16 protein-coding genes are annotated in these 22058 nt (G+C 69.3%); 5 read left to right on the plus strand and 11 right to left on the minus strand.

The window, feature by feature from the left end:
* The first annotated feature begins 689 nt into the window (after window positions 1-689).
* Window positions 690-1109 (plus strand): SSI family serine proteinase inhibitor, encoded by a 420-nt coding sequence (locus ABD259_RS24235; protein ID WP_344165491.1) that lies wholly within the window; start codon window positions 690-692, stop codon window positions 1107-1109.
* Between the two features lie 21 nt (window positions 1110-1130).
* On the opposite strand, the gene ABD259_RS24240 is transcribed toward ABD259_RS24235, so the two are convergent.
* Together ABD259_RS24240 and ABD259_RS24245 are read right to left on the minus strand one after the other, a co-directional pair.
* Window positions 1131-1931, minus strand: coding sequence for an ABC transporter ATP-binding protein (locus tag ABD259_RS24240; RefSeq protein ID WP_344101319.1), 801 nt, complete (start codon window positions 1929-1931; stop codon window positions 1131-1133).
* Between the two features lie 43 nt (window positions 1932-1974).
* Entirely contained in the window at window positions 1975-2868 is an 894-nt protein-coding gene (locus ABD259_RS24245; protein ID WP_344100994.1) for an ABC transporter permease, read from the minus strand.
* A gap of 208 nt (window positions 2869-3076) precedes the next feature.
* Between ABD259_RS24245 and ABD259_RS24250 the strand changes: the two genes are divergently transcribed.
* Together ABD259_RS24250 and ABD259_RS24255 are read left to right on the plus strand one after the other, a co-directional pair.
* Window positions 3077-3724, plus strand: a complete 648-nt coding sequence (locus tag ABD259_RS24250) for a TetR/AcrR family transcriptional regulator (RefSeq protein WP_344100992.1) — start codon at window positions 3077-3079, stop codon at window positions 3722-3724.
* Window positions 3725-3934: 210 nt separating this feature from the next.
* Window positions 3935-4393 carry an SSI family serine proteinase inhibitor gene (locus ABD259_RS24255; RefSeq protein ID WP_344100990.1) on the plus strand — a complete coding sequence of 153 codons (459 nt, stop codon included), beginning with the start codon at window positions 3935-3937 and terminating at the stop codon, window positions 4391-4393.
* Window positions 4394-4477: 84 nt separating this feature from the next.
* On the opposite strand, the gene ABD259_RS24260 is transcribed toward ABD259_RS24255, so the two are convergent.
* From ABD259_RS24260 to ABD259_RS24280, 5 genes are all read right to left on the minus strand, one after another.
* Window positions 4478-6124 carry an ABC transporter ATP-binding protein gene (locus ABD259_RS24260; protein WP_344100988.1) on the minus strand — a complete coding sequence of 549 codons (1647 nt, stop codon included), beginning with the start codon at window positions 6122-6124 and terminating at the stop codon, window positions 4478-4480.
* On the minus strand, window positions 6121-7056 hold the full coding sequence (locus ABD259_RS24265) for an ABC transporter permease (RefSeq protein ID WP_344100986.1): 936 nt from the start codon (window positions 7054-7056) through the stop codon (window positions 6121-6123). The genes ABD259_RS24260 and ABD259_RS24265 overlap by 4 nt, the downstream gene beginning before the upstream one ends.
* Window positions 7053-8003 carry an ABC transporter permease gene (locus ABD259_RS24270; protein ID WP_344100984.1) on the minus strand — a complete coding sequence of 317 codons (951 nt, stop codon included), beginning with the start codon at window positions 8001-8003 and terminating at the stop codon, window positions 7053-7055. Before ABD259_RS24270 ends, ABD259_RS24265 begins: the two co-directional genes overlap by 4 nt.
* A gap of 46 nt (window positions 8004-8049) precedes the next feature.
* Window positions 8050-9663 carry an ABC transporter substrate-binding protein gene (locus ABD259_RS24275; protein WP_425573570.1) on the minus strand — a complete coding sequence of 538 codons (1614 nt, stop codon included), beginning with the start codon at window positions 9661-9663 and terminating at the stop codon, window positions 8050-8052.
* 507 nt (window positions 9664-10170) lie between these two features.
* Window positions 10171-11133 (minus strand): ATP-binding protein, encoded by a 963-nt coding sequence (locus ABD259_RS24280; protein WP_344100982.1) that lies wholly within the window; start codon window positions 11131-11133, stop codon window positions 10171-10173.
* Window positions 11134-11631: 498 nt separating this feature from the next.
* Between ABD259_RS24280 and ABD259_RS24285 the strand changes: the two genes are divergently transcribed.
* Entirely contained in the window at window positions 11632-12150 is a 519-nt protein-coding gene (locus ABD259_RS24285) for an ATP-binding protein (protein ID WP_344100979.1), read from the plus strand.
* Between the two features lie 89 nt (window positions 12151-12239).
* On the opposite strand, the gene ABD259_RS24290 is transcribed toward ABD259_RS24285, so the two are convergent.
* The 4 genes from ABD259_RS24290 to hisS form a co-directional block, all read right to left on the minus strand.
* Window positions 12240-13016 (minus strand): AMP-binding protein, encoded by a 777-nt coding sequence (locus ABD259_RS24290; RefSeq protein WP_425573571.1) that lies wholly within the window; start codon window positions 13014-13016, stop codon window positions 12240-12242.
* A gap of 778 nt (window positions 13017-13794) precedes the next feature.
* The gene (locus ABD259_RS24295) at window positions 13795-16245 is read right to left on the minus strand and encodes a helix-turn-helix transcriptional regulator (protein ID WP_344100975.1); all 2451 of its coding nucleotides are present in this window, start codon (window positions 16243-16245) and stop codon (window positions 13795-13797) included.
* Window positions 16246-16480: 235 nt separating this feature from the next.
* Complete coding sequence (locus ABD259_RS24300) at window positions 16481-19009, minus strand: ATP-binding protein (RefSeq protein ID WP_344100972.1); 2529 nt, start codon at window positions 19007-19009, stop codon at window positions 16481-16483.
* A 288-nt stretch (window positions 19010-19297) separates the two neighbouring features.
* A complete protein-coding gene (hisS, locus tag ABD259_RS24305) occupies window positions 19298-20638 on the minus strand; it encodes a histidine--tRNA ligase (RefSeq protein WP_344165497.1) in 1341 nt (446 codons plus the stop codon).
* A 784-nt stretch (window positions 20639-21422) separates the two neighbouring features.
* Between hisS and ABD259_RS24310 the strand changes: the two genes are divergently transcribed.
* Entirely contained in the window at window positions 21423-22004 is a 582-nt protein-coding gene (locus ABD259_RS24310; RefSeq protein WP_344100967.1) for a GTP-binding protein, read from the plus strand.
* Window positions 22005-22058 lie beyond the last annotated feature (54 nt).

Consider the following 22058-nt stretch of genomic DNA (forward strand, 5'->3'; position numbering starts at 1 on the left):
CGCACCCATCGCCCCGGCCCGCGCGACCTGCGAGGGCCGGGGCGATGGGTGCGGCCTTGTCGGTGTTCTTGGGTGAAAAGCGGCACCGAGGCCGGAGGGGGCTGGGGATGCCGGTCCCCGGGCGGGTGCGGCGGGGGTGGGGGCTCGCAGCGCGGGGGCGGTCCTTTCGCTTCGCGTGAAGGGCGTTCCGCGATACGGGAGCACCCTCCTGCCGCAGCCCCCTCTGGCGATGATCATGGGAATTCTCCCGGCAAACCGGACAGAACCGGGACCGTTCCCATGATCATCGCGGGGAAGCGCCCGCATGCCCCGCCCGGCCGCATCCCCGGACACGACCGGCATCCCCAGCCCCCTGCCCTCGTCGCTGCCGCTTTTCACCCAAGAACACCGGAAGGGAAGAACGCCGACAAGGCCGCCCAGCAGACCTTTGGCTTCCGGAATTGTTGACTATTCATTCAAGGAGCTCGGCTGCTTGTGATTTCATATCGGCGAGATGGGGTTCGCGCGCCAGATGGAAACCTTTTGTCTGGCGGGCGGCGTGGGTGATCTCTGGGAATAGTGGACGGTGCTCTTTCACTATCCTCGACTTTCGTGATCATGTGTTATACAGGGTCACGTCCGCCTTTGTTGCGTGCTTTTGACGACCCATCGCTGAACAGGCGAAAGTCGCAGAAAGAGGAAGGCCCCTCATGAATATTCTCAAGACACTCGGCGCCGTCGCGGGCGCTTTCACAGTCGCTGCCACGCTGTTCACCGGAACCGCTAACGCCGCTCCTCAGGAAAACGTTGGCGCCGATGCGTCCTCGTCGGTCTACTGGCTCGCGGTCGTCCCCGGCTCGTTGACCGATCCGAACTGGCCCCTGGACTGGTCGAGGGCCGAGAGCGCCACGCTGACCTGCGACCCCGTGTCCGGTAGCCACCCCAAGGCGGAGGAGGCGTGCGAACTGATCACGGGGTCCGGTTCCATTGTCAGCATCGAAGAGGGAATGATCTGTCCGAAAATCTATTTTCCGGTTACCGCGTTCTCCTCGGGTGGCGAGCAGTACCGGGAGACCTACCCCAACAGGGCATGCCTGAACTCGGACAAGGGTGCCGTCTACCAGTTCTAGGAGCGGCGGACCCAGTGTCGGTCACTTCTTCTTGTTGAACTCTTGATAGGCCGTGACGACCTCGTCGGTGGGGCCGTCCATGACCAATTCTCCGTGTTCCAGCCACAGCACCCGGTCGCAGGTGTCCCGGATCGACGTGGTGCTGTGGCTGACCAGAAACACCGTTCCGGCCTTTTCCCGAAGTTCACGGATGCGGGCTTCCGAGCGCTTTCGGAAGCCCGCGTCGCCGGTGGCCAGGGCCTCGTCGATCATCAGGACGTCGTGGCTCTTGGCCGCCGCGATCGCGAACCGCAGGCGGGCCGCCATGCCCGAAGAGTAGGTGCGCATCGGCAGCGAGCCGAAGTCGCCCTTCTCGTTGATTCCGGAGAACTCCAGGATGTCGTCGTACCTCTCGCGCACCTGAGCTGGCGACATCCCCATCGCCAAGCAGCCGAGGACCACGTTGCGCTCGCCGCTCAGGTCGTTCATCAGCGCGGCGTTCACCCCGAGCAGCGACGGCTGCCCGGCCGTGTAGACCGTGCCGCTCTCCGGAGGCAGGAGCCCCGCTACGGCGCGCAGGAGGGTGGACTTCCCCGATCCGTTGGAACCGATCAGGCCGATCGCCTCGCCGCGGCGGGCGGTGAAGCTGACGCCCCTGACGGCGTGGACCCTGCGTACGCCCGATGGTCGCTTCCGGGAGAACATCCGGGCGAGGGCCGCGGTGGCGCCGCCTCCGCTGTTCCCCGTGGCGCCGCCCGCGCCCTGGACGCGGTACGCCACGTGCAGGTCGTCCACGATGACGGTGGGCGGCGCGGTGCTGGCCTCCGCGGTCACGACGTCGATGGGAGCCGGCTCGGGGGCCGCGGTCGGGGCGAGCGTCTGCTGTTCAGTCACTGCCGTACTGCTCCTCTGCCATCCAGAAGTAGACGAATCCGCCGATCGCCGCGGCGAGTGCCCAGCCCAGTGCGAGGGCCCATACGTGTGGGGGGAGCTGCGCGGCGGTGAAGCTGTCGATCAGGGCGAACCGCATCAGGTCGATGTAGACGGCCGCCGGGTTCAGGTCGAGCAGCAGGTGGACGGGGGGCGGTGCGCTGGCCGCCATGTGGTCGATGCTGTACATCACTCCCGACGCGTACATCCACGTGCGCAGGACGAACGGAAGCAGCTGGGCGAGATCGGTGATCTTGCTGCCGAGCCGGGCCACGATCAGGGCGAGCCCCGTGTTGAACAGCGCTTGGATCAGCAGCACGGGGACCGCGAGCAGCCACGACCACTGCGGAACCTGCCCCACCGCCAGCACGATGGCGAGGAGCACGAGCATCGACGCCAGCAGCTGGCGGAGCTGCACCAGCGTCATCGCGATGGGCAGCGAGGCCCGGGGGAAGTGCAGCGCCCGGATCAGGCCGATGTTGCCGCTGACCGCGCGAACGCCGCTGAGAACCGACGACTGCGTGAAGGTGAAGATGAAGACGCCGGTCACCAGGAACGGGATGAAGTCGGGGACCCCGCGGCTGGTCCCGATCAGCAGGCCGAAGATCAGGTAGTAGACCGCCGCGTTGAGCAGTGGCGTCATCACGTGCCAGAGGCCGCCGAGGCGGGCGTTGCTGTACTTGGTCGTGGACTTGGCCTTGGCGAACTCGCTGATGAAGTGCCGGTGGCTCCACAGCCGACGGACGTAGTCGAGCAGCGTGGGGCGCGCGCTTGCGTCCGTGAGGCCGTGGAGTTCCGCGAGTTCCGCGGCACTTCTCGTCGGCGCTGGCGGCGCTGCTTGTGTGCTCACTGCGTAGGGCCTTCGCTGATCGCGGGATGGTGTGCGGGCGCCCGGGGTGCCGCACGTGGTGTCGTCGGCACCGGTCCCCAGCGCGGGGCGGTCCGCGGGCCGCGCGGGAATCTTCGACGGGACGCAACCGTTTCGTCGTTACGTGAGCGTAGGCCACTTCCCTATAGAACGCAACCGTTTCGTCGTCGCGCTGAGCTAGAGTGAGCGCATGCCCGCCTCCGCGAAACCCGAGACGAACGAACAGTCGGTGAAGAGGTCGCAGCGCCGACGCGCCCCGGCGGGCGCCGCCGTGCTGCAGGAGGACGTGACCCAGGCCATCCGCGCCGCCGTGTTCGCCGAGCTCGCCGCCGTGGGATACGGGCGGCTGTCGATCGAGGCGGTCGCCAAGCGGGCGGGGGTGGGCAAGACCGCGGTCTACCGGCGGTGGAACTCCAAGCTGCCCATGGTCATCGACGTCGTCTCGGTCGTAGCTGCACAGGTGACGCCGGTCCCCGACACCGGCTCCCTCTACGGCGACGTGCGCGACCTGCTCGAAGCCGGCGCCTATGCCCTGCGCCACCCGCTGGCGTCCCAAATCGTCCCCGATTTGCTCGCTGAGGCGGCACGCAACCCCGACATCGCGCGGACGCTGGAGTCCGCGATCCGCGACACCCAGCAGAACATCAGCACGGTGGTGATCCGCAACGCGGTGGAGCGGGGGGAACTGCCCGAGGACACGGACGTGGACATGGCGCTCGACATGATCCTCGGCCCGCTCTACTGGCGGCTCGCCGTCACGCGCGGCGCGGTGTCGTCGGACTACCTCGACCGGCTTGCCCGCGCGGCGACGACCGCTCTGGCCGCCGCGCGGGTGTAACTCCACCCCACCGCCCCCTCGCGTCCGGCGGGCGCTTGTCACGTGTCGGTTGCGATAGGCGCCGCCATCGTGGCTACCGCGCGTCCCTGTGTCTATCGTTTCGGTAGCGTTCCCGTGTGGCGCGTTCGCCGTCTCGCCACCAGCGCCGTGCAGTCATGGAACAGGGACAAGGAACCGGGAAAAAGGAATAGGGAAATGGGGAGTCAACCCATGAGGATCCGGCGCACTCTCGGTGCGGTCATCGGCACCGTCGTGGTCACGGCGCCCCTCACGTCCGCACCGGCCCACGCCGCTCTCGCGGAGGACGAGCAGGACGCGGTCGCGGAGGTCTACAGCCTCGCGATCGTCCCCGGAGAGCCGGGAGACCCGCTGTTCCCGCTCACCTGGGGTAACGCCGACACGGCGCTGCTGACCTGCGACCCGGCCGGCGGCACCCACCCCGAGGCGGACGGCGCCTGCGCCGAGATCGACCGCGCCGGCTCCATCGCCGCCATCGACAGGCCGGCGCTGTGCCCCCTCGTTTTCAGTCCCGTCACGGCGTACTCCTGGGGCGCCGAAACCTACGAGGAGACCTACGCCAACCCCTGCTTCCTGAAGCTGGAGAAGGGCGCGGTCTTCGACTTCATGTCCCGCCGCCAGAGCGGCGGCGCCACCCCGGCCCCCCGTTGATCTCGGCGATATCGACCTTGTACCGGCGAGTATTCGGTCGATATCGCGGAGATCAACGCGAAGTGGGGTGGCCGGGGTGGGGCCTCAGGACGCGAGCGCGGTGTCGCTGAAGACCGGGGTGTCCGCGATCAGCGCCTGGGTGTACTCGTGCTGCGGGTCGGACACGACCTCGCCCACCGGCCCGTACTCCACGATCCGGCCCCGGTTCAACACCGCCACCTGCTGCGCGATGTTGGAGACCAGCGCGATGTCGTGCGTGACGAACAGGAGCGACAGCCCCTCGTCCTGCAGCCCGCGCAGCAGCGTCACGATTTCCGCCTGCACTGAGACGTCCAGCGCCGAGGTGATCTCGTCGCAGACGAGCATGTCGGGCTTGGTCGCGATCGCGCGGGCGATCGACACCCGCTGCCGCTCACCGCCACTCAGCTGCTCGGGGAACCGGTCGCCGTAGGCCGCCGGGAGTGCGGCGCGCTCCAGGGCCTCGGCCACCACGGCGTCGGGGTCGGCGACCTTCCCCTGCAGGTGCGCGACGGGGGCCAGGATCAGCTCCCGCACCCGCTTGCGCGGGTTCAGCGCCTCATAGGGGTTCTGGAAGATGTACTGCACCCGCCGCCGCTGCTCGGGGGTGCGGCGGTAGCTGCTCGGCACGAGGTCGTCGCCGTCGAACGTCACATTGCCGGTGAACTGGTGGTGCAGACCGGCGATGGCGCGCGAGAGCGTCGTCTTGCCCGAACCCGATTCGCCGAGCAAGGCCACACACTGGCCGCGATAGACGTCGAGGTCGATACCTTCCAGGACCACGGTCTTGCCGTAGCTGGCCCGCAGATTGCGCACGTGCAGCAGCGGAGCGTCGGACCACGCGTCCGGCGCCGCCGCGTCGTGCCCGTCCGTCTTCATCCGGGGAACAGCGCTCAGCAGTCTGCGGGTGTAGGGGTGCCGCGGGTGGGCGAAGACCTCGGCCGCCCTGCCCCGCTCCACGACATCGCCCTGGTACATCACCGCGATGTCGTCGGCGAGCTCGGCCACGACCGCCATGTCGTGGCTGATGTAGACCCCGGCCGTGCCGTACTCGCGTGTCATCTGCCGGATCGTCTCCACTACGTGCGACTGGGTGGTGACGTCCAGGCCCGTTGTCGGCTCGTCGAGAACGATGAGGTCGGGGCGGCCGACGAACGCCATGGCGATGGCCACTCGCTGCTGCTGCCCGCCCGAGAGCTGGTGCGGGTAGCGGGCCAGGAACGCGTCGTCGTCGGGCAGCGCGACCTCGCGCAGCACTTCGCGGACCCGGTCCGGGGCGGGGGTTGCGGCGTCGTCCCAGTTGTGCAGCGCCTCCAACAGCTGGGTGCGCAGCCGCAGCGCGGGGTTGAGCGCTGAGGCGGGGGACTGCGGGATGTAGGCGACCTTGCGCCCCCGCAGCCGCTGGATCTCCGCCGGGGTGCGGCCGACCAGGGAGGTGCCGGAGACCGTGATATCCCCATGGACCACCTCGGTGGCGCGCTTGCAGTGGGCCAGGAGGGCCAGGCCGAGCGTGGTCTTGCCGGAGCCGGACTCGCCGACCAGGCCGAGGATCTCGCCCCGGTTCACCCGCAGGGTGATGTCGGAGATGATCTCAACGTCGGAGGGGCGCCCGATGACGGTCACGCCCGTGACGTCGAGCGCGACGTCGGCGCTGGTCGGGCCGGCGTTCTGTCGGCTGGTCGCGTCGGTCGGTTCGGTGTGTGCGGCGGTCATTTCTCCACCCCTCGGTCGATGCCGATGGACGCCCGGGAGAGTCCGTCGGTGATGAGGTTCGCGCCGATGGTGAGGATCGCGACAGCGGCCACCGGCAGGGCCACCGCCCACGGCTGGACCGTGATGGCGACCCGGTTCTCGTTGATCATCAGGCCCCAGTCGGCGGTGGGCGGCTGAAGGCCCATGCCGAGGAAGCTGAGGGTGGCGATGAGGCCGACCGAGTAGGTGATCCGCAGGCCCAGCTCGACCAGCAGCGGGCTGGTGATATTGGGCAGGATCTCGGCGGCCATGATGCGCGCCCGGGGGACACCGATGGCCTCGGCGGCCTTGACGAAGTCCTGCTCGACCACCTTCCGCGTCGCCTCCCGGGCGACCCGCGCGACGCGGGAGGCGTGGGAGACGGCGATGAGCACCATGATCAGCCAGACCTTGGGGCCGATGATCGACATCACCAGCAGGGCGAGGACCAGCTGCGGGAAGGCCAGCATCATGTCGTTGGCCCGCATGATGACCTCGTCGGTCTTCCCGCGCAGGTAGCCGGCCACGATGCCGAGGACCGCGCCCAGCAGCACCCCGGCGAGCGCCGAGGTGACGGCGATGGAGATCAGCGTGTAGCCGCCGTGCAGGAAGCGGGTGAAGACGTCGCGCCCGAACTGGTCGGTACCGAACAGCGACCCGTCCACGTCGGTGGAGTTGGGCGTGCCGATGAACTCGGTGGGACTGAACGGGCTGACCAGGGGGCCGACCAGTGCGATCAGGACGACGAGTCCGGCCAGGACGACACCGATCTTCGTGCGTCCGTGGCCCCACGCGGTCCGGATCAGGCCGGGGCGCTTGGCGGGGGAGGACGCGGGCGCGGTGCCCTTCGGGGAGACCTTCGCGGAACCGGCCGCCGGGGACGGTGCGGTGGAGGGAGGTGTAGCTGTGCTCATCGGGACGACACCCTCACCTTCGGGTTAGCGGCCAGGCCCACGACGTCGGCGAGCAGGTTGACCACGATGTAGACCACGGCGATCAGCAGCGCCACGGCCTGGATGACCGGGATATCGCGGGTGTCGATCGCGTCCATCAGCGCCAACCCGATGCCCGGGAAGCGGAAGAGGTATTCGATGGCGACCACGCCACCGGCCAGCCAGCCCAGCTGGAGCGCGATGACCTGGGCGACCGGGCCGATCGCGTTGGGGCCCGCGTGGCGCAGGATCACCGTGCGCTCGGGCAGGCCCTTCAGCCGGGCCTGCTGCACGTACTCGCTCTCCAGCACCTCGATCATCGAGGCGCGCATCATCCGGATGATCGGCGGGCTGACCGCGATGACCAGGGTGGCCACCGGGAGCACGAGCTGGCTCGGGTCGTTGAGCACGTTGTCGGCGCGCCCGGCATAGACGGCCGGGAACAGCTGCAGGGCGCCCGTCGCGAACGCGAGGATCAGCAGGATGCCGACCGCGAACTCGGGGATCGCGGCCAGGATCAGCGTGACCATCGACGTGCCGTGGTCCATGGCGCGATCGCGACGCATCGCGCTGTAGGCGCCCAGCAGCAGCGCGATCGGAGTGGCGACCAGGGCCGCGATCGCCATCAGCGACAGGCTGGCGGTGACGCGCGGCGCCAGGTGCTCCACGACCGGCATGTTGGCCGCGTACGACGTCCCGAGGTCGAAGGTGAAGATTCCGGCGATCCAGCTGCCGTACTGCACGGCCAGCGGTTCGTTCAGGTGGAGCTGTTCGCGCAGCGCGGCGAGCCGCTCGGGGGTGGCCTCACGGCCGAGCATGGCCTGAGCGGCATCGCCGGGCAGCGCCTGCGTCGCCAGGAAGACCACGAGCGAGACCACGAAGAGGGTCAGTAACCCGTAGAAGAGGCGGTGCAGGATCAGGCGTGTCATGGTTGTTTACCCTCTGGCGGAGTTCGGGTGGGGATCGGAGTCGCTGTCACTCTTCGATCCGGACCCGGCGGAACCCGTAGGACGTCAGCGGGTGGCCGGTGACGGAGGCCTTCAGACCCTTGACCTTCTTGTGGAAGCCGTCGACGGTGTTGACGAAACCCCAGACGATGTAGCCGCCGCGCTCGTACTCGATCTTCATGGCCTTCTTGAGGATCTTGTTGCGCTCATCGTCGTCGACGGTCGACCGCGCCTTGTTGATGAGCTCGATCCACTCCTCGTCGTCCCAGTGGGTCTCGTTGTAGGCGGCGTCGGGCATGGAGCCCTGGGCGGCCTGGGCGAGGTAGTTGCGGCTGCTCCAGTAGTCCTGGGCGAAGGTCCACTTCAGGTAGTTGTCGCCGTAGAACTCGGTGGAGGTGAGCTGCTTGAGGTTGACCGTCACGCCGGCCTTCTTGGCCTGCTCCTTGAAGACCTGGGCCGCGCCCACGGCGCCGGGGCTGATCTCGCCGGTGACCAGCTCGACCTCCAGGCCGTCTTCGTAGCCGGCGTCGGCGAGTAGCTTCTTGGCCTTGGAGATGTCCTGCTCGCGCTGGGGCAGGTCGTCGTTGTAGGCGGGGTCGAAGCGGCTGTACATGTCGTTGCCGACGCTGCCGTAGCCGGACAGGGCCTGCTTGACCATCTGCTCGCGGTCCACGATGAGGCGGAAGGCCTGGCGGACGCGCTCGTCGTCGAAGGGCTTCTTGTCGACGCGCATGGTGAAGGGGAGCCACATGCCGGTCTCGGAGTCGAGGATCTCCAGGTTGCCGTCGGCCTTGACGACCTCGATCTGGCTGTGCGGCAGCTGGCTGATCGCGTCGACCTGCCCGCCGACCAGCGCGTTGACCCGCGCGGTCTCGTCGGGGAAGTTGAGGATCTCCAGCTCGTCGATGTGCGGCTCGCCCTCGCGCCAGTACTCCTCGTGCTTCGTGAACAGGCTGCGCTCGCCGGGGGTGAACTCCGTGAACTTGAAGGGGCCGGCGCCGACGGGCTTCTTCGGGTCGTAGCCCTCCGGGACGATCCCCACGCCGTACTCGGCGAAGACTTCGAGCAGGTTGACGTAGGGGGCGGTGAACGGCAGCTCGACGGTGAGGTCGTCGACCTTCTTCATGCCGTCGCGGTCGAGCGTGGCGAACTGCTCGGCGGTGCTGCCCGGGTCGTCGGGGTCGGTGATGCGCTTGAGCGTGAAGATGACCGCGTCAGCGGTGACAGCGGAGCCGTCGTGGAACTTCAGCCCCTTCTTGAGCTTGACGGTCCACAGGGTGGCGTCATCGTTCGGCTCGACCGACTCGGCGAGCACCATCTCGATCGAGTAGTCGGGGTTGAAGCCGCACAGGCCGTCGTAGAGGTTGTAGACCCGTGCGATGTCGGTGTTGTCCGTGGCCTTGTGCGCGTCGAGGGTGTCCTTGGCGGAGCCGCCAGCGACGCCGACCCGGAGCCGCCCGCCTTCGGTTCCGCCCGACGCGTCACCGCCGCCGCAGGCCGAGAGCGCGGGGAGCACCGCGGCGCCGGCGGCACCGGCCATCAGGACGGTGCGGCGGCTGGGTGCGGCGGCCGTGCGCGGGTCGTTGGACCGCTGGGCGGGGGTCTGCTGGGCGCGGTGGTCGGGCAGGGGCTGAGACGGCACTGGAGACCTCGTTCGAACGGGGACAGAAGCGTGGGCACGGCACCATGCGGCGGGCCCGCGCGCGAGCCAACCGGGTGACGGGGGGACAGCCCGTGTGGGCGACAGGTGCGGGCACGGATCACGGCGAGCGGGGCCACAGCGAACAGCATTCGAAGGTGAACGCAGGTCACAGTGAGCACAGACCACAGTGAGCACGGCTCGCACCGGACTCACCGATGGTCACTAGCGCTGATACTTACGTCAAACCGTGTTTATGTGATTACGATGAGTGCGAACTGTGTCCGATTGTGATCTGTCCTGATGTGTCGGTTTCGTACTCGGAAGCGAAGGTGAGCAGCGGTGTTGCGTGTCTGGGCAGCTCGACGCGCGGGGTCGTTGCGGACCGCGGAAATGCGTGCGCCGGAGCCCCGAATGCGCGGTTCAGGGCCCCGGCGGCGTAACGGAATCGATCTCGGTAGGTAGCGAAACCTTGTTGTTTAAGGTTAATTTATGGCGATTTGTCCTTTATCAAGCGATCGCTTGCTTCTCCGGTCCCATGACGAACTCCGGATCGACCTGCGCCTCCAGGTCGGCACCGGTGGCCCTGCCGGCCCATGCGCGGGCGTTGCGGAGGTGGAATTCCACGCCCTGCCGAGTGAACGCCACCCAGTCCTTGGGGGTGGCATCGACGGTGTCGCGCATCCAGGCGAGCGTCTTGACGTTGTCCTCCTCCAGTCGCTCCAGCGGCGGGTGCTGCCCCTTCTCCATGGCACGTACGAACCGCGACTGGCCGAAGCACGCGGCCAGCGCGTCCCCGACATGCTCGCGCAGGAACTCCACGTCCTCGGCGTCCCGTACCTTGTTGCCGACGACCTTGATGGCGACCCCGTGGTCGCGGGCGTAGTCGGCGTACTGGCGATAGACCCCGACGCCGCGCACCGTCGGTTCGGCCACCAGGAACGTCACGTCGAACCGGGTGAACAGGCCCGAGGCGAAAGAGTCCGCCCCGGCCGTCATGTCCACCACCACGTACTCACCGGCCCTGTCGACGAGGTGGTTGAGGTAGAGCTCGGCGGCGCCGATCTTGGAGTGGTAGCAGGCGACGCCCAGATCGTCCTCCTCGAACGGGCCGGTGACCATGAGGGTCGCCCCCGCGGCCGGGTGCCCGAAGCGCTGGTGGACCGGGTTGTCGGGGGAGAGGTCCAGCAGCCGGGAGCCGCGGCCCGGCGGGGTCGTCTTGACCATCTCGTCGGCCGACCCGATGCGCGGGTTGTCGCCGCGCAGCAGTTCCTTGATCTCCCGGATATGCGCGCCCAGCGGGGGGACGCGGGCGAGCGCGTCGGCCTCGACGCCGAGTGCGGCGCCCAGGTTCTGGTTGATATCGGCGTCGATCGCCACGACCGGGAGTCCGGTGGCGGCCAGGTAGCGGGTGAACAGGGCGGAGAGCGTGGTCTTGCCGCTGCCGCCTTTGCCGGCGAACGCGATTCTCACCTGTGGTCCCTTCTGCATGGGGGTGTTGATCAAAGGCCCCGGCGGCGTCCCGGTGGCAGGCGTGCGCTCGCGGTGGATCCCGTCCCGCCCGTCCCTGTTATGGCGGCCGTGGCCGTGGGAGGGCGGACTGCCGGAAGCACGCGTGCGCGGGCACCGCCGTCGCGCGGATGCCTTGTGGAAATGATTATCGTTGCATTCTAGGGGTGGTGAGGGCGAATTCATCGGATCGTGTCGTCGCGGATCCGCCGTGCCGCCGCGGGCGCGGACCGCCCCCGTCGAGCACGGTCGAGCAGGCGCCCTGATTGCCCCGTAATTGCTGGTCAGAGGTGATTTCGTGAACCGACCACGATTTCCTTTGTCGTATCGCGATGGGACACGTGGCCATGTTTTGTGGGGTATCCGAGATCCGCGGGGCCGCCGTGTGCTGTCCTGGTCATGGTGCGCCGTTGTCTAAGGTGAGGCCATCGGCTACTGCCGGGTGATGGGAGTGACACGGGGATGACCGATTCGCAGCGACTCCAGGAGTGCGCCGCTGCCGACCCCTTCGACGCGCCCACGCTGGAGGCGACCGAGTTCGCCGAACCGGCCACCGACCACACGGTGTGGAGCTGCGTTGGTAATCTGACCGCTGTCCGTTCCATCCGCGCCCGGGTGCGCGACTTCCTGACCGGGACGAACATCCCCGTCCCCCTCCTCGACGACGCCGAGCTCGCCGCCAGCGAACTGGCCACCAACGCGCTGCTGCACTCGCGCTCCGGCCAGGTCGGCGGGGTGATGACGCTGTTCATCCGGCGCGACAGCGAGCGCGTCCGCGTCGCCGTCGCGGACCAGGGAGAGAAGCGCGACACCGCCCCGGCCGAAGGCGCCACCCGCGAAGGGCACGGCGACTACGGCCGCGGCAAGCTGATCATCGAGAGCTGCACGTCGCGCAGCGGCGAATACCGCACCGACAGCACCCACGTGGCGTGGTTCGAGATCGATCTGCCGGACCGCGACGAGCCCCTGTCGGCTCTCTGAACGTCCGAGCCGACCCCCGGACCGGCTCGGACGGGGGCCGGGGGTCGGCGGACGGAGGCGCGGAAGGCCGCGCCGTCAACGCACCCCGGTCACACCCGTGCGGGAACCGGGGAGCCGTGCACGGTGATGTCGAAGGCCTTGAGGTCCTCGCGGATGTCGGCCTCGGTCTCGCTCGTCGTTGTGACCACGGACGCCCCGTTCCACAACGCGACCGCGACCAGCGCGGACCGCACGGGTTCGGGCATGTGCGGGTCGACGGCGACCGTGTCCTCGGCAGTCAGCGCGAGGTCGGCGGACAGCCGACGGAACGTGCCCAGCAGGTCGGTATGGCTGTGCAGGGTGGTGAGCACGTTGTCGGCGGTCCCCTGGTAGGCGAGGATCCCGTTGTCGAACAGGCCGCGCGTGGGGTCGTACCCACTGCCGTCGGGGCTGGGCAGGAGCAGCTCGCCGAACGGTGTGGTGTCGGGAGCGTCGCCGAAGGCGATGATCTGCCGCACCCGGGAGCGGTCGGCCAGTTCCAGGGCGATCCCGGCGAAGGGGACGGACACCAGGAGTAGCCGGACATCGGTCCGGGTGAGGACCTCGATCAGGGTCTCCAGGTCAGATGTGAGCTCCAGTGGGAGCGCGATCCCGCCGACGGCCATCACCGTGTAGACGGCGGTGTGGCGTTCCGGTGAGACCGGGGCCAGCACACCCACGACGTCGCCCGGACACATTCCCCTGCGGCTCAGCCCCGCGGCCGCCCGTTCCACGGTCACCGCGAAAGACAGGGTGTCCATTGGCCGGCCGTCGCGGGCGGAGGTCACCGTCGCGTGGCCCCCGCGGCGCCGCAGACGGTCGGCCAGGCCGCCGGTGAGCGAACCCACGGGCCCGGTACCATCGTCCGCTGGATACGGCCATTCCAGGCCGGAGCGTCCGGTCAATCGGCCGACCCTCATACATCCCCCACATCGAAGCCGACACTGCCTTCGCAGCTGACACTTCCCCTGACATCGGCGCCGCCGGGGAAACCACCGCGGCCGCCGCGGTCGCTCCTGTCGAGGAGACCGGTCGCACCGACGACGCGACGTGGGGTCGCGACGTCGAGGCGGCTCTCGCAATGGACACCAGACCGGGACGCGGCGTTCGTCCCGCATCCGCCCGCCGATCCGACGCATGCTCTGCGGCCGGTCCGGTGCGCGCGGCCGGTGCGGCGGGTGACGCCGACGCGCCGTGGCGGTGATCGCCGGCCGGGCTCGTCACGCCCCCTCCACGTGGCGAGCCCGGAAGCACCGTGCCTGTCGGTGCCGCGGGTGCCTCCCCTCTGCGCACCCGCGGTCGCACGGTTCTTCAGCGATGCCCTGGAGGCGGAGGAGGGAGCGGCCGCCGTGAACCGCTCCACCGCCCCAGCGAAGAACGGGGACCAGCGCCGGCTGGCGGAACCGTTCTCCCTGGTCGCCTCCACGGCTCCCTGGAGATCGACGCTCCAGGGCGCGCGAGGCGCCCATGTGCCGGTCGCCGTTCGGGTCACGGCGGAGTGCGATCTCATGGCTCCGAACCCTAGCGTTTTCCCGCGCTTTTGCACATGCATCCACGAGTGCAGTTGCATATGTAGTTTTGGTACTCAGCTATGCATGCTCGATGAATACGCAGGTCAATGTGTGTTTATTGAGAAAGCGTATGGTCGTCGATCCATGCGGCGATCTGCTTTCGGGACGTAAACCCCGTCTTGCGGTTGATGTTGGCGATATGCCGTGCCACCGTCGCGGGAGTGATGAACAGTTCCTCGGCTATCGCGCGGTTACTCTTGCCCGCGCCGACCAGTCGGGCGATCTCGTGTTCGCGGCGGGTCAGGGTCTCCTCCGGCGCCTTGACATGGTCGACACGGCTGGGGCGCGGCCGGGGAACGCGTCCCGTCTCGGTGATGTGCAGGGCGAGGGAGGCCGCCTCGTCGACATCCATCGCGTATCCCTCGTCCCACCAGGCGGACAAAGGAGCGGGATCACCGTCGTAGGCCGTGCCCTTCAGCGGCCACGAGCGCGTGGCGGTAGCCGGACCGGTCTCGCCGCGGATCGCGGCGGCCGCGCCGCCAAGCCGACAGGCGCCGTCCACCATGCCCTCGCTGGCGGCGACGCGGGCGATAGAGGCGAGCGCGGCTGCGACACCGCGACGCAGCCCGGCGGTGTGACTCTGGAGCAGACTCTCGGAGAGGTAGTCGAAGGCCTGGGTGGTGGCGCCGAGGGCGTGCGCGACGCGCCCCACGCCCGCCAGGCAGCGCGACAGCTCGGCGGCGGAGCCGAAGTCGCGCTGGATGTCCAGTGACTCCCGGTAGCAGCGGTCAGCCGCGGCCAGGTCGCCGCGCGCCTCGGCGGCGATCCCCTGGCCGACGAGCATGGCGCCGACACCCCAGCGGTGGTCCATGCCGCGCAGGATCATCATCGCGGTGCTGTAGTGCACGTCGGCGCGGGCGAAGTCGCCGCACTGGGTGGCGAGCATGCCCTGGGTCCCCAGGGCAACGGCCTCGTTCCACAGGTCGCCGGTCTTACGCGCCAGTTCCAGGACCTCGGAGAGCCGCTCACGTGCCCGGTCGTAGGCGTGCTCCCGGACGTCGACCATGGCGAGCAGGTTCTGCCCCATGATCAGCGACTCGGTGTCCCCGGATACGCGGCACCGCGCCAGACCCGCCTCGCCGATCTCCGACGCGTAGCGGTGGTCCCCCTCGGCCCGGGCGAGCTCGGCGCGGCGCACCATGGCCCGGCCGCGCAGGGCCTCGGCGACCCCGCCTATCTCCAGGAATCGGTCGTTCCAGACGCCGCCCTCGATGAAGTGGGACCCGGTCACCCAGAACGGGCACAGCCCGACGCACAGCCGCAGCCCCTCCTCGGCGTCCCCGCGCTCCCTCGACCAGTGCAGGGCCTCGCGCAGGTTGTCGTACTCGGTGATGACACGTGTCCAGGAGGAGTAGCGCTGCGCCCACGGCATCGCGCGGCCGAGCACGGCGGTGCGGCTGAGCTCCTCGGCGATGAGCATCATCTGTTCGCGATGGCGGAGCCGGAACGTCTCCTCCTCGCCCGCCTCGGTCAGCCGGTGGGCCATGAAGCGGCGCACGGCGCTGGGCAGGCGGTAGCGGACCCGGCCCTGCGCCTCGCCGTTGAGGGTGATCAGCGCGCGGCTGGCCAGAGACGATAAGAGGTCGAGGATCTCGGCCTCGGGCAGCGGACCGTCCGGGCAGACCCGCTCGGCCAGTTCCAGATCCCAGTCGGCGAAGACCGAGAGGCGCCGCAGCAGGATCCTCTCGCGGCGGCCGAGCCGCTCGTAGCTCCACCGGATGACCTCGATTACCAGCCGGGCGCGGTCGGCGGCGCCGGAGTGCCGGGAGTACAGGTCCTGGACGCGCTCGCGGAGCTGCTGGGCGATCTCGGGCAGCGGAATCCTGCGCACCCACGCGGCAACGAGCTCCACGCAGTAGGGAATGCTGTCGAGCGCACCGCAGATGTCGGCGATGGTCCGCAGGTCGTCGGCATCTGCGGTAAAGCCCGGCGACGCCGCTCTGGCACGGTCGACGAAGAGCCGGACGGCCTCCGACGAGGTCGGGTCTCGCTCCTTCTCGCGGGGCGGCGGCGAGAGCGGCGGGACCCGCCAGATGGCCTCGCCTTCGAGCCGGACCGGCTCCTCGGCGGTGATCAGCAGCGACACCGTGGGGCAGTCCGCCAGGATCCGGTGGCAGACATCGGCGAGCAGTTCCAGAACGGGACCGCAGCCGTCCAGGACGAGCAGGAGCCGACGCCGGGCGAGGGCATCGCGCAGGGTGTACTCCAGATCGCGCCCGGCCTCTTCGGCGACACCGACGGCGGTGGCGACGCGCGCGATGATCTCGTCTCGGCCCCGGGCCTGGGTGAGTTCTACCAGCCACACGCCATCGGGAAAGGAACCAGTGGCGTGCGCGGCCACGCGCAGTGCCAGCCGGGTCTTTCCAATGCCGTTCACGCCGCACAGTGTGACCACACGATCCGCGTCCAGCAGCCGGAGCAGATCGCTGAGATCGCGCTCTCGGCCGATGAAACTGTCGGAGTCCAGTGGGAGGTTCTGCCGCGCTGGCGCGGTCTGAGGTGCCATGGCCTTCACGCGATAGGCGGTCGGGGGCCGCTCTCACCTTGCCTGGAGGTAAGGGCGGGGTGTCGATGTTCGCAAGGGTCGGGCGGAATTGCGCCGGGGATTTCTCGTCAACGATAGCGTCGTGCTGCCCTGAGCTTCTGTCTTAGTAGGTGTCGTTGGCCCACGCAAGCGATACCGGGAATCTTGTGCGTGTACGCAGGAACATGTCCGGCGTGACCAACTTCGGCGAACCGAATCACGAACCCAATCCGTGTCGTCTCGCCCATTCCGCGAGCTGAGTTCTGGAAGTGAAGAGGAGTTTGCGGAAAATGTTGGCGATGTGCCGCGCGACGGTCGCCTGACTGATGATCAGCCGTTCGGCGATCTGTCGATTGGTCAGTCCGTCGCCCACCAGCGCGGCGATCTCCCGTTCACGGGGTGTGAGGGCGGAGGGCGCTTCGGACAGCAGGGACGACGAGAGTTCGGCGGCGGGCGGCTGCGCGGACGACGGAGCAGACTGGTGCGCGGACGACGGGGCCTCCCAGGACGTGGCCGTGCCGGTGGGAAAGGACAGCGCCTTCTCGACGACCTGCTCGATGGGGAGGTTCCGCCACGCTTCCCACGCCTTGTCCGCGGCCTCGGGCGGCAGGACCTCCTTGACCTGGCCCAGCAGCCGAGCGGCGTGGTCCGAGGGCTGGTCGAGCCGCTGGCGCAGGGCCGCGGCGACCCCGGCGAGCGAGGCGGCGCGGTCGGGCTGTTCCTCGGCGACCGCCAGCGCGGCCAGGGCCTCCAGGGCGCGCGCCACCCCGCCGCGGCGGCCCGAGGCCACGCTGATCCGCAGGCAGCCCGAGAAGTGGCGGCGGGCCCCGGGGATGTCGCGGCGGGCCAGTTCGAGGTAGCCCACGGCGGCCGTGCACCGCGCGGTCTCGGGGGCCACCCCCAGCTCGGTGAAGATCCGCAGCGCCTTGTCGAGCTGGCGGGTGGCGGCGTCGAGGTCGCCGCGTTCCGTGGAGAGCACGCCCAGCCGGTTCAGGGACCGCGCCACGCACCACTGGTCGCCGATCGACTCGCCGATCGAGATGCTGGTGTTGAGCAGCTGCTCGGCGGCCTCGTTCTCACCCCGGCGCTTGGCGACCCGGGCGAGCACGTCCAGGGACGTCACCTCGGTGAAGGGGTCGCCGATTTCCTTGGCGGCGCGCAGGGCCTGGTGCCCGTAGTCGTAGGCCGCGGGGTTGTCGCCGGTGCGCGCCGCCATGGTGGCCAGCGCGCACAGGGAGATGGCCCGTGCCGTAGGGTCGCCGCACGCGTGAGCCAGTTCCAGGGCGTCCCGGGCCGCGTTCTCCGCCTCCTGGGCGCCCTCGACGTCCAGGCACAGCTCCGCGTAGACCGCGAGGCCCCGGGCGCGCACCGGACGGGACTGTCGCTCCGGATCGGTCGCGAGCAGCTGCTGGAGGTGGGCGGTGCCGTCGGTGAAGAGTTCGCGGATGAACCAGTACGGGCGCAGCGCCAGGCAGAGGCGGATGCCCTCCTCGGTGCGGCCCTGGCGTTTGACCCAGTCGAGCAGGCGCGTGGCGTTCTCCCGGTGGTGGTCCAGGCGGCGGAGGTAGCGCAGCCGGTCGGCCCACGGAAGCGACCCGCCGACCACGGCGGCCATGTTCTCCAGCCAGCACACCGACTCGCGCAGGCAGCGTTCCCACAGCCCGTTCTCCTCCCCGGCCTCGGCCAGCCGCTCGGCGGCGTACGCCCGCACGGTGTCGGGGAGGCGGTAGTGGACGGTTCCGTCGATCTCGTTGTCGATGACGATCAGCGATTTGTCGACGAGGGAGCAGTGGAGGTCGAGGACGTCCTCGCGCGCTATGCCGCTGTGCGAGCAGACCTCCTCGGCCATCTCCAGGCTCCAGGTGGAGAACACCGAGAGTCGGCGGAGCAGGATCTGCTCGGCCTCGTTCAGCAGGTCGTGGCTCCATTCGAGGGCGCCGCGCATGCTGCGCTGCCGAGCCGGGAGATCGTGTCCGTCCGTGGCGAGGAGCCGGAACCGGTCGTCGAGGCGGTGCAGGATCTGCTGGACGGACAGGATCCGGATCCGGGCGGCGGCCAGTTCGATGGCGAGGGGGACACCGTCGAGCATCCGGCAGACGTCGATGATCTGCTCGGAGTTCTCCCGCGTCATCTCGAAGCCGGGGCGGACGGCGTGGGCCCGGTTGACGAACAGCTGCACGGCCTCGTAGCGGAGGGCCTCCCGGTGCGGGAGGCGGACCAGGGCGGTTCCTGACGCCGCGACCGGCGCCGGGCGGGCGGGAAGGGACAGCGGGGGCACCCGCCAGATGTTCTCCCCGGCGACGCGCAGCGGCTGACGGCTGGTGGCCAGGATCCGCACCCCCGGGCAGGCGGCCAGGAGCCGCTTGCACAGCGTGCCCACGGCGGCCGCGGCGAGTTCGCAGGTGTCGAGGAGGAGCAGCACGCGCTGGGGCCGCAGCGAGGTGACGAGGGCGTCGGCCGTCTCGTCCCCGTGGCCCTCGCGTATCTGCAGGACGCGCGCCAGGGAGCGGACGACCTGGTCGTGCGTGGTGCTCTCACTCAGATCGACGAACCACGCGCCGTCGGGGAATGTCGACACCAGGCGGTCGGCCACGTGGACGGCGAGGCGGGTCTTGCCGATGCCCCCGGTGCCGGTGAGGGAGACCAGGCGCGAATTGCCGAGGAGACGGCAGAGATCGCTGATGTCGCGTTCGCGTCCGATGAAGTCATCGGCGGACAGGGGCAGATTATGGCGAGGGTCTGACATGGCCTCGTTCACTGGGCGACCGCGTTCCACGGAGCCGTTCGGGCGCGCTGGCGGGGCGCGCCGGCGCGGGCGTGGGCACTGGTACGTAGTGTTCCATGCGGAGGGGCGCCTGTCTGTAGCCATGACCAGTTCCGGTTACCGGCTGGACACGAGGGGTCGGGTGTGGCCCATGTTCAGCGGCACGTCAGGCGCGCGTCAAGGGACCCGTCGTCGAGAGCGGAGTGGCGGTGACGGGGCGGGCGCGGCAGCGGCTGCCGCGCCCGCCCCTGAGCCTCGCCCGACGGTGGGTCAGGCCGAGGCGGGTCTCGCCGTCCAGGTCGTGGGGTCGGCCTCGGTCTGCTCGCCCGTGCCGAGGTCCTTCACCTCGTGCTTCCCGCCCTCCTCGAACGGCGGGAACCAGACGAAGGGCACGCCCTTCTTGGACGCGTACTGGATCTGCTTGCCGAGCTTGGCGGCCTGGTGGAAGACCTCGGTGTTGAACCCGCGCTCGCGCAGGAGGGCCGCGGTGCGCAGGGATTCGTCGCGGCGCTCGGCGCTGGGCACGACCACCATGACGTCGGTCGGGCAGCAGCGGCCGGCCGTGATGCGCCCATCGGCGACGAGCTTGGCGAAGATCCTGGTCAGGCCGATGGAAATGCCCACGCCCGGCAGCTTGCGCTTGATGAACTGGCCGGCCAGGTCCTCGTAGCGGCCGCCCGCGCAGATGCTGCCGTAGCCCGGGTCGTCGTCGAACGAGGCCTCGTAGACCGTGCCGGTGTAGTAGTCGAGGCCGCGGGCGATGGACAGGTCGGCCACGACGCTGCCGCGCGGCAGGTCGGACAGCGAGTCCAGGACGAAGCCGAGCTCGTCGAGCCCCTCGGCGAGCAGCTCGGAGGTGACGCCGAGCTTCTTCACCTGGTCGATGACCGAGGTGTCGGCGCCCTTGACGCGGGCGAGCTCCAGGCAGGCGGCGATCTGCTCCTCCGTGAGCCCCGGATGCCCCTCGGCGGTGTCGGCCAGGATCGCGCGGACGCCCTCCTCGCCGATCTTGTGCAGCTTGTCGACGGCGCGGATGACGGCGAGCGGGTCGTCGATGCCCAGGCCCTCGTAGAAGCCCTGGAGGACCTTGCGGTTGTTGATGTTGATCGTCCAGGACGGGATGTCCAGGCCGGACAAGATCTCGTGGACGATGCGCGGCAGCTCGGCGTCGAAGTGCAGCGGCACGTTATCGACGTTGATGACGTCGATGTCGCACTGGGTGAACTCGCGGTAGCGGCCCTCCTGGGGGCGCTCGCCGCGCCACACGCGCTGGATCTGATAGCGCTTGAACGGAAAGACCAGCTCGTTGAAGTGCTGTGCGACATAGCGCGCGAAGGGCACCGTGAGGTCGAAGTGCAGGCCGAGACGGGCGGCGGTGTCGTCATCGTCGCCCTGTAGCCGCTGCAGCGTGTAGACCTCCTGGGAGGTCTCGCCCTTGGCCATCAGCACGTCGAGGTTCTCCACCGAGGGCGTCTCGACCGAGGCGAAGCCGTAGCGCTCGAACCCGGCGCGGATATGGTCCAGCCAGCGCTGCTCCACGGACCGGATCTCGGGCAACCACTCGGGGAAGCCGCTGATGGGCGTGGGTCGAAGGACGCGCTGATCGGACATGGGTTCGGTGGGCTCCTTAGGGCTGGCACCGGAGGGATCGGCGCCTGGGTATACGCGGCGTCGACCGACGGGTGATCGGTGCGGATCAGGTCGGCCGGGATCAGCTCAATGGTAGGCCCTCACCCCCCGTGAAGGGGAACCGATGGATACGGCGCGGCGGTGGGCCGCGCGAGCGCTCGCGCGGCGGCATCCGCGCGGGTGCCCTGGCGGGGCCCCACCGGTTGACGTGGACGGAGTGCGCACCGGTGGGGCCGTGGGCACGGGCGGAGCATCGACCGATGCGGGCCGACGTCGCTGTGCGACGTCGGCGAACGGCCCCACGCTCGGCGTGCCGAAGAGGTCCGGCCCGTCGGGCGGCCGTATGATCATCGCGTGCCAGGTGCGCGATCGCGGTCGCCTCTGGGTCGTGCCTCTTCTTCACGTTAGACCTCCGCGCGTGCGAGGCCCAGTATTCGCGACGGCCGAAATGGGCCGCTCACAATGTCATAAAGGCGGGCATTGCGGGCATCACCTCGCATCGTGGGTCCTTAACCTCACAGCCAGGCAGTTTTCGGAAGAGGATGCGGAGGGGCCGTTACCCGGGGACGAATGTGCGCCGCGTCTCAGGCGGGAAAACTGTGGCGAAGCGGTCACCTGGCGGAGTCCCGTGGTGCTAGGTTCGCTCAGTGGTGGTATTCCTACCAGTGGGCCACGATCCCCAAACGGCGCAGGGTCCGCGTCCGAAGAACGCCTCCAGGAGAATTCGCTGCGCCGGACCCCCGTGTCGTGAGGACAAGAGAAACCAGTGAACGAGTCGCCGAAACTCTCCACCAAGATCATCGTCGCCGGCGGGTTCGGCGTCGGCAAGACCACCCTGGTCGGGGCGGTCTCGGAGATCCCGCCAGTGCGCACGGAGGCCGCTGTCACCGCGGCGAGCGCGGGCATCGACGACCTTTCTATGACCCCCGAGAAGTCCAGCACCACGGTCGCGATGGACTTCGGCCGGATCTCACTCGACACCGACCTGACCCTGTTCCTTTTCGGTACCCCCGGCCAGCAGCGGTTCTGGTTCATGTGGGATGACCTGGTGCGCGGCGCCCTCGGCGCGGTCGTCCTCGTCGACACCCGCCGGTTGGAGGACTCCTTCCAAGCCCTGGACTATTTCGAGAAGCAGTACCGACTGCCGTTCATGATCGCGGTGAACGCCTTCGAGGACGACCCGGGGTATACGGCCGACGACCTGCGCGACGCCTTGGACCTCGCCCCGGACGTGCCCGTGATGTGGTGTGACGCGCGCGACCGGCAGTCGGTACTCAACGTCCTGGTGGCCCTGGTCAAGCACGCCATGGATCTGGAGGCGCGGCAGCGGGGGCAGCTCGTCCACTGACGGCTCTCTCCCGCGGGCCTCCCGGCCGGCACCGGGTCCCACGGGTGAGGCGAA

It is taken from the genome of Nocardiopsis rhodophaea (genome assembly GCF_039530945.1).
Classification (GTDB): domain Bacteria; phylum Actinomycetota; class Actinomycetes; order Streptosporangiales; family Streptosporangiaceae; genus Nocardiopsis_C; species Nocardiopsis_C rhodophaea.

Coding starts and splice junctions, on each gene's coding strand:
- ABD259_RS24250 (WP_344100992.1), top strand. CDS start 3,077: ATGCCCGCCTCCGCGAAACCCGAGACGAACGAACAGTCGGTGAAGAGG.
- ABD259_RS24260 (WP_344100988.1), bottom strand. CDS start 6,124: ATGACCGCCGCACACACCGAACCGACCGACGCGACCAGCCGACAGAAC.
- ABD259_RS24235 (WP_344165491.1), top strand. CDS start 690: ATGAATATTCTCAAGACACTCGGCGCCGTCGCGGGCGCTTTCACAGTC.
- ABD259_RS24285 (WP_344100979.1), top strand. CDS start 11,632: ATGACCGATTCGCAGCGACTCCAGGAGTGCGCCGCTGCCGACCCCTTC.
- ABD259_RS24255 (WP_344100990.1), top strand. CDS start 3,935: ATGAGGATCCGGCGCACTCTCGGTGCGGTCATCGGCACCGTCGTGGTC.
- hisS (WP_344165497.1), bottom strand. CDS start 20,638: ATGTCCGATCAGCGCGTCCTTCGACCCACGCCCATCAGCGGCTTCCCC.
- ABD259_RS24265 (WP_344100986.1), bottom strand. CDS start 7,056: ATGAGCACAGCTACACCTCCCTCCACCGCACCGTCCCCGGCGGCCGGT.
- ABD259_RS24300 (WP_344100972.1), bottom strand. CDS start 19,009: ATGTCAGACCCTCGCCATAATCTGCCCCTGTCCGCCGATGACTTCATC.
- ABD259_RS24295 (WP_344100975.1), bottom strand. CDS start 16,245: ATGGCACCTCAGACCGCGCCAGCGCGGCAGAACCTCCCACTGGACTCC.
- ABD259_RS24270 (WP_344100984.1), bottom strand. CDS start 8,003: ATGACACGCCTGATCCTGCACCGCCTCTTCTACGGGTTACTGACCCTC.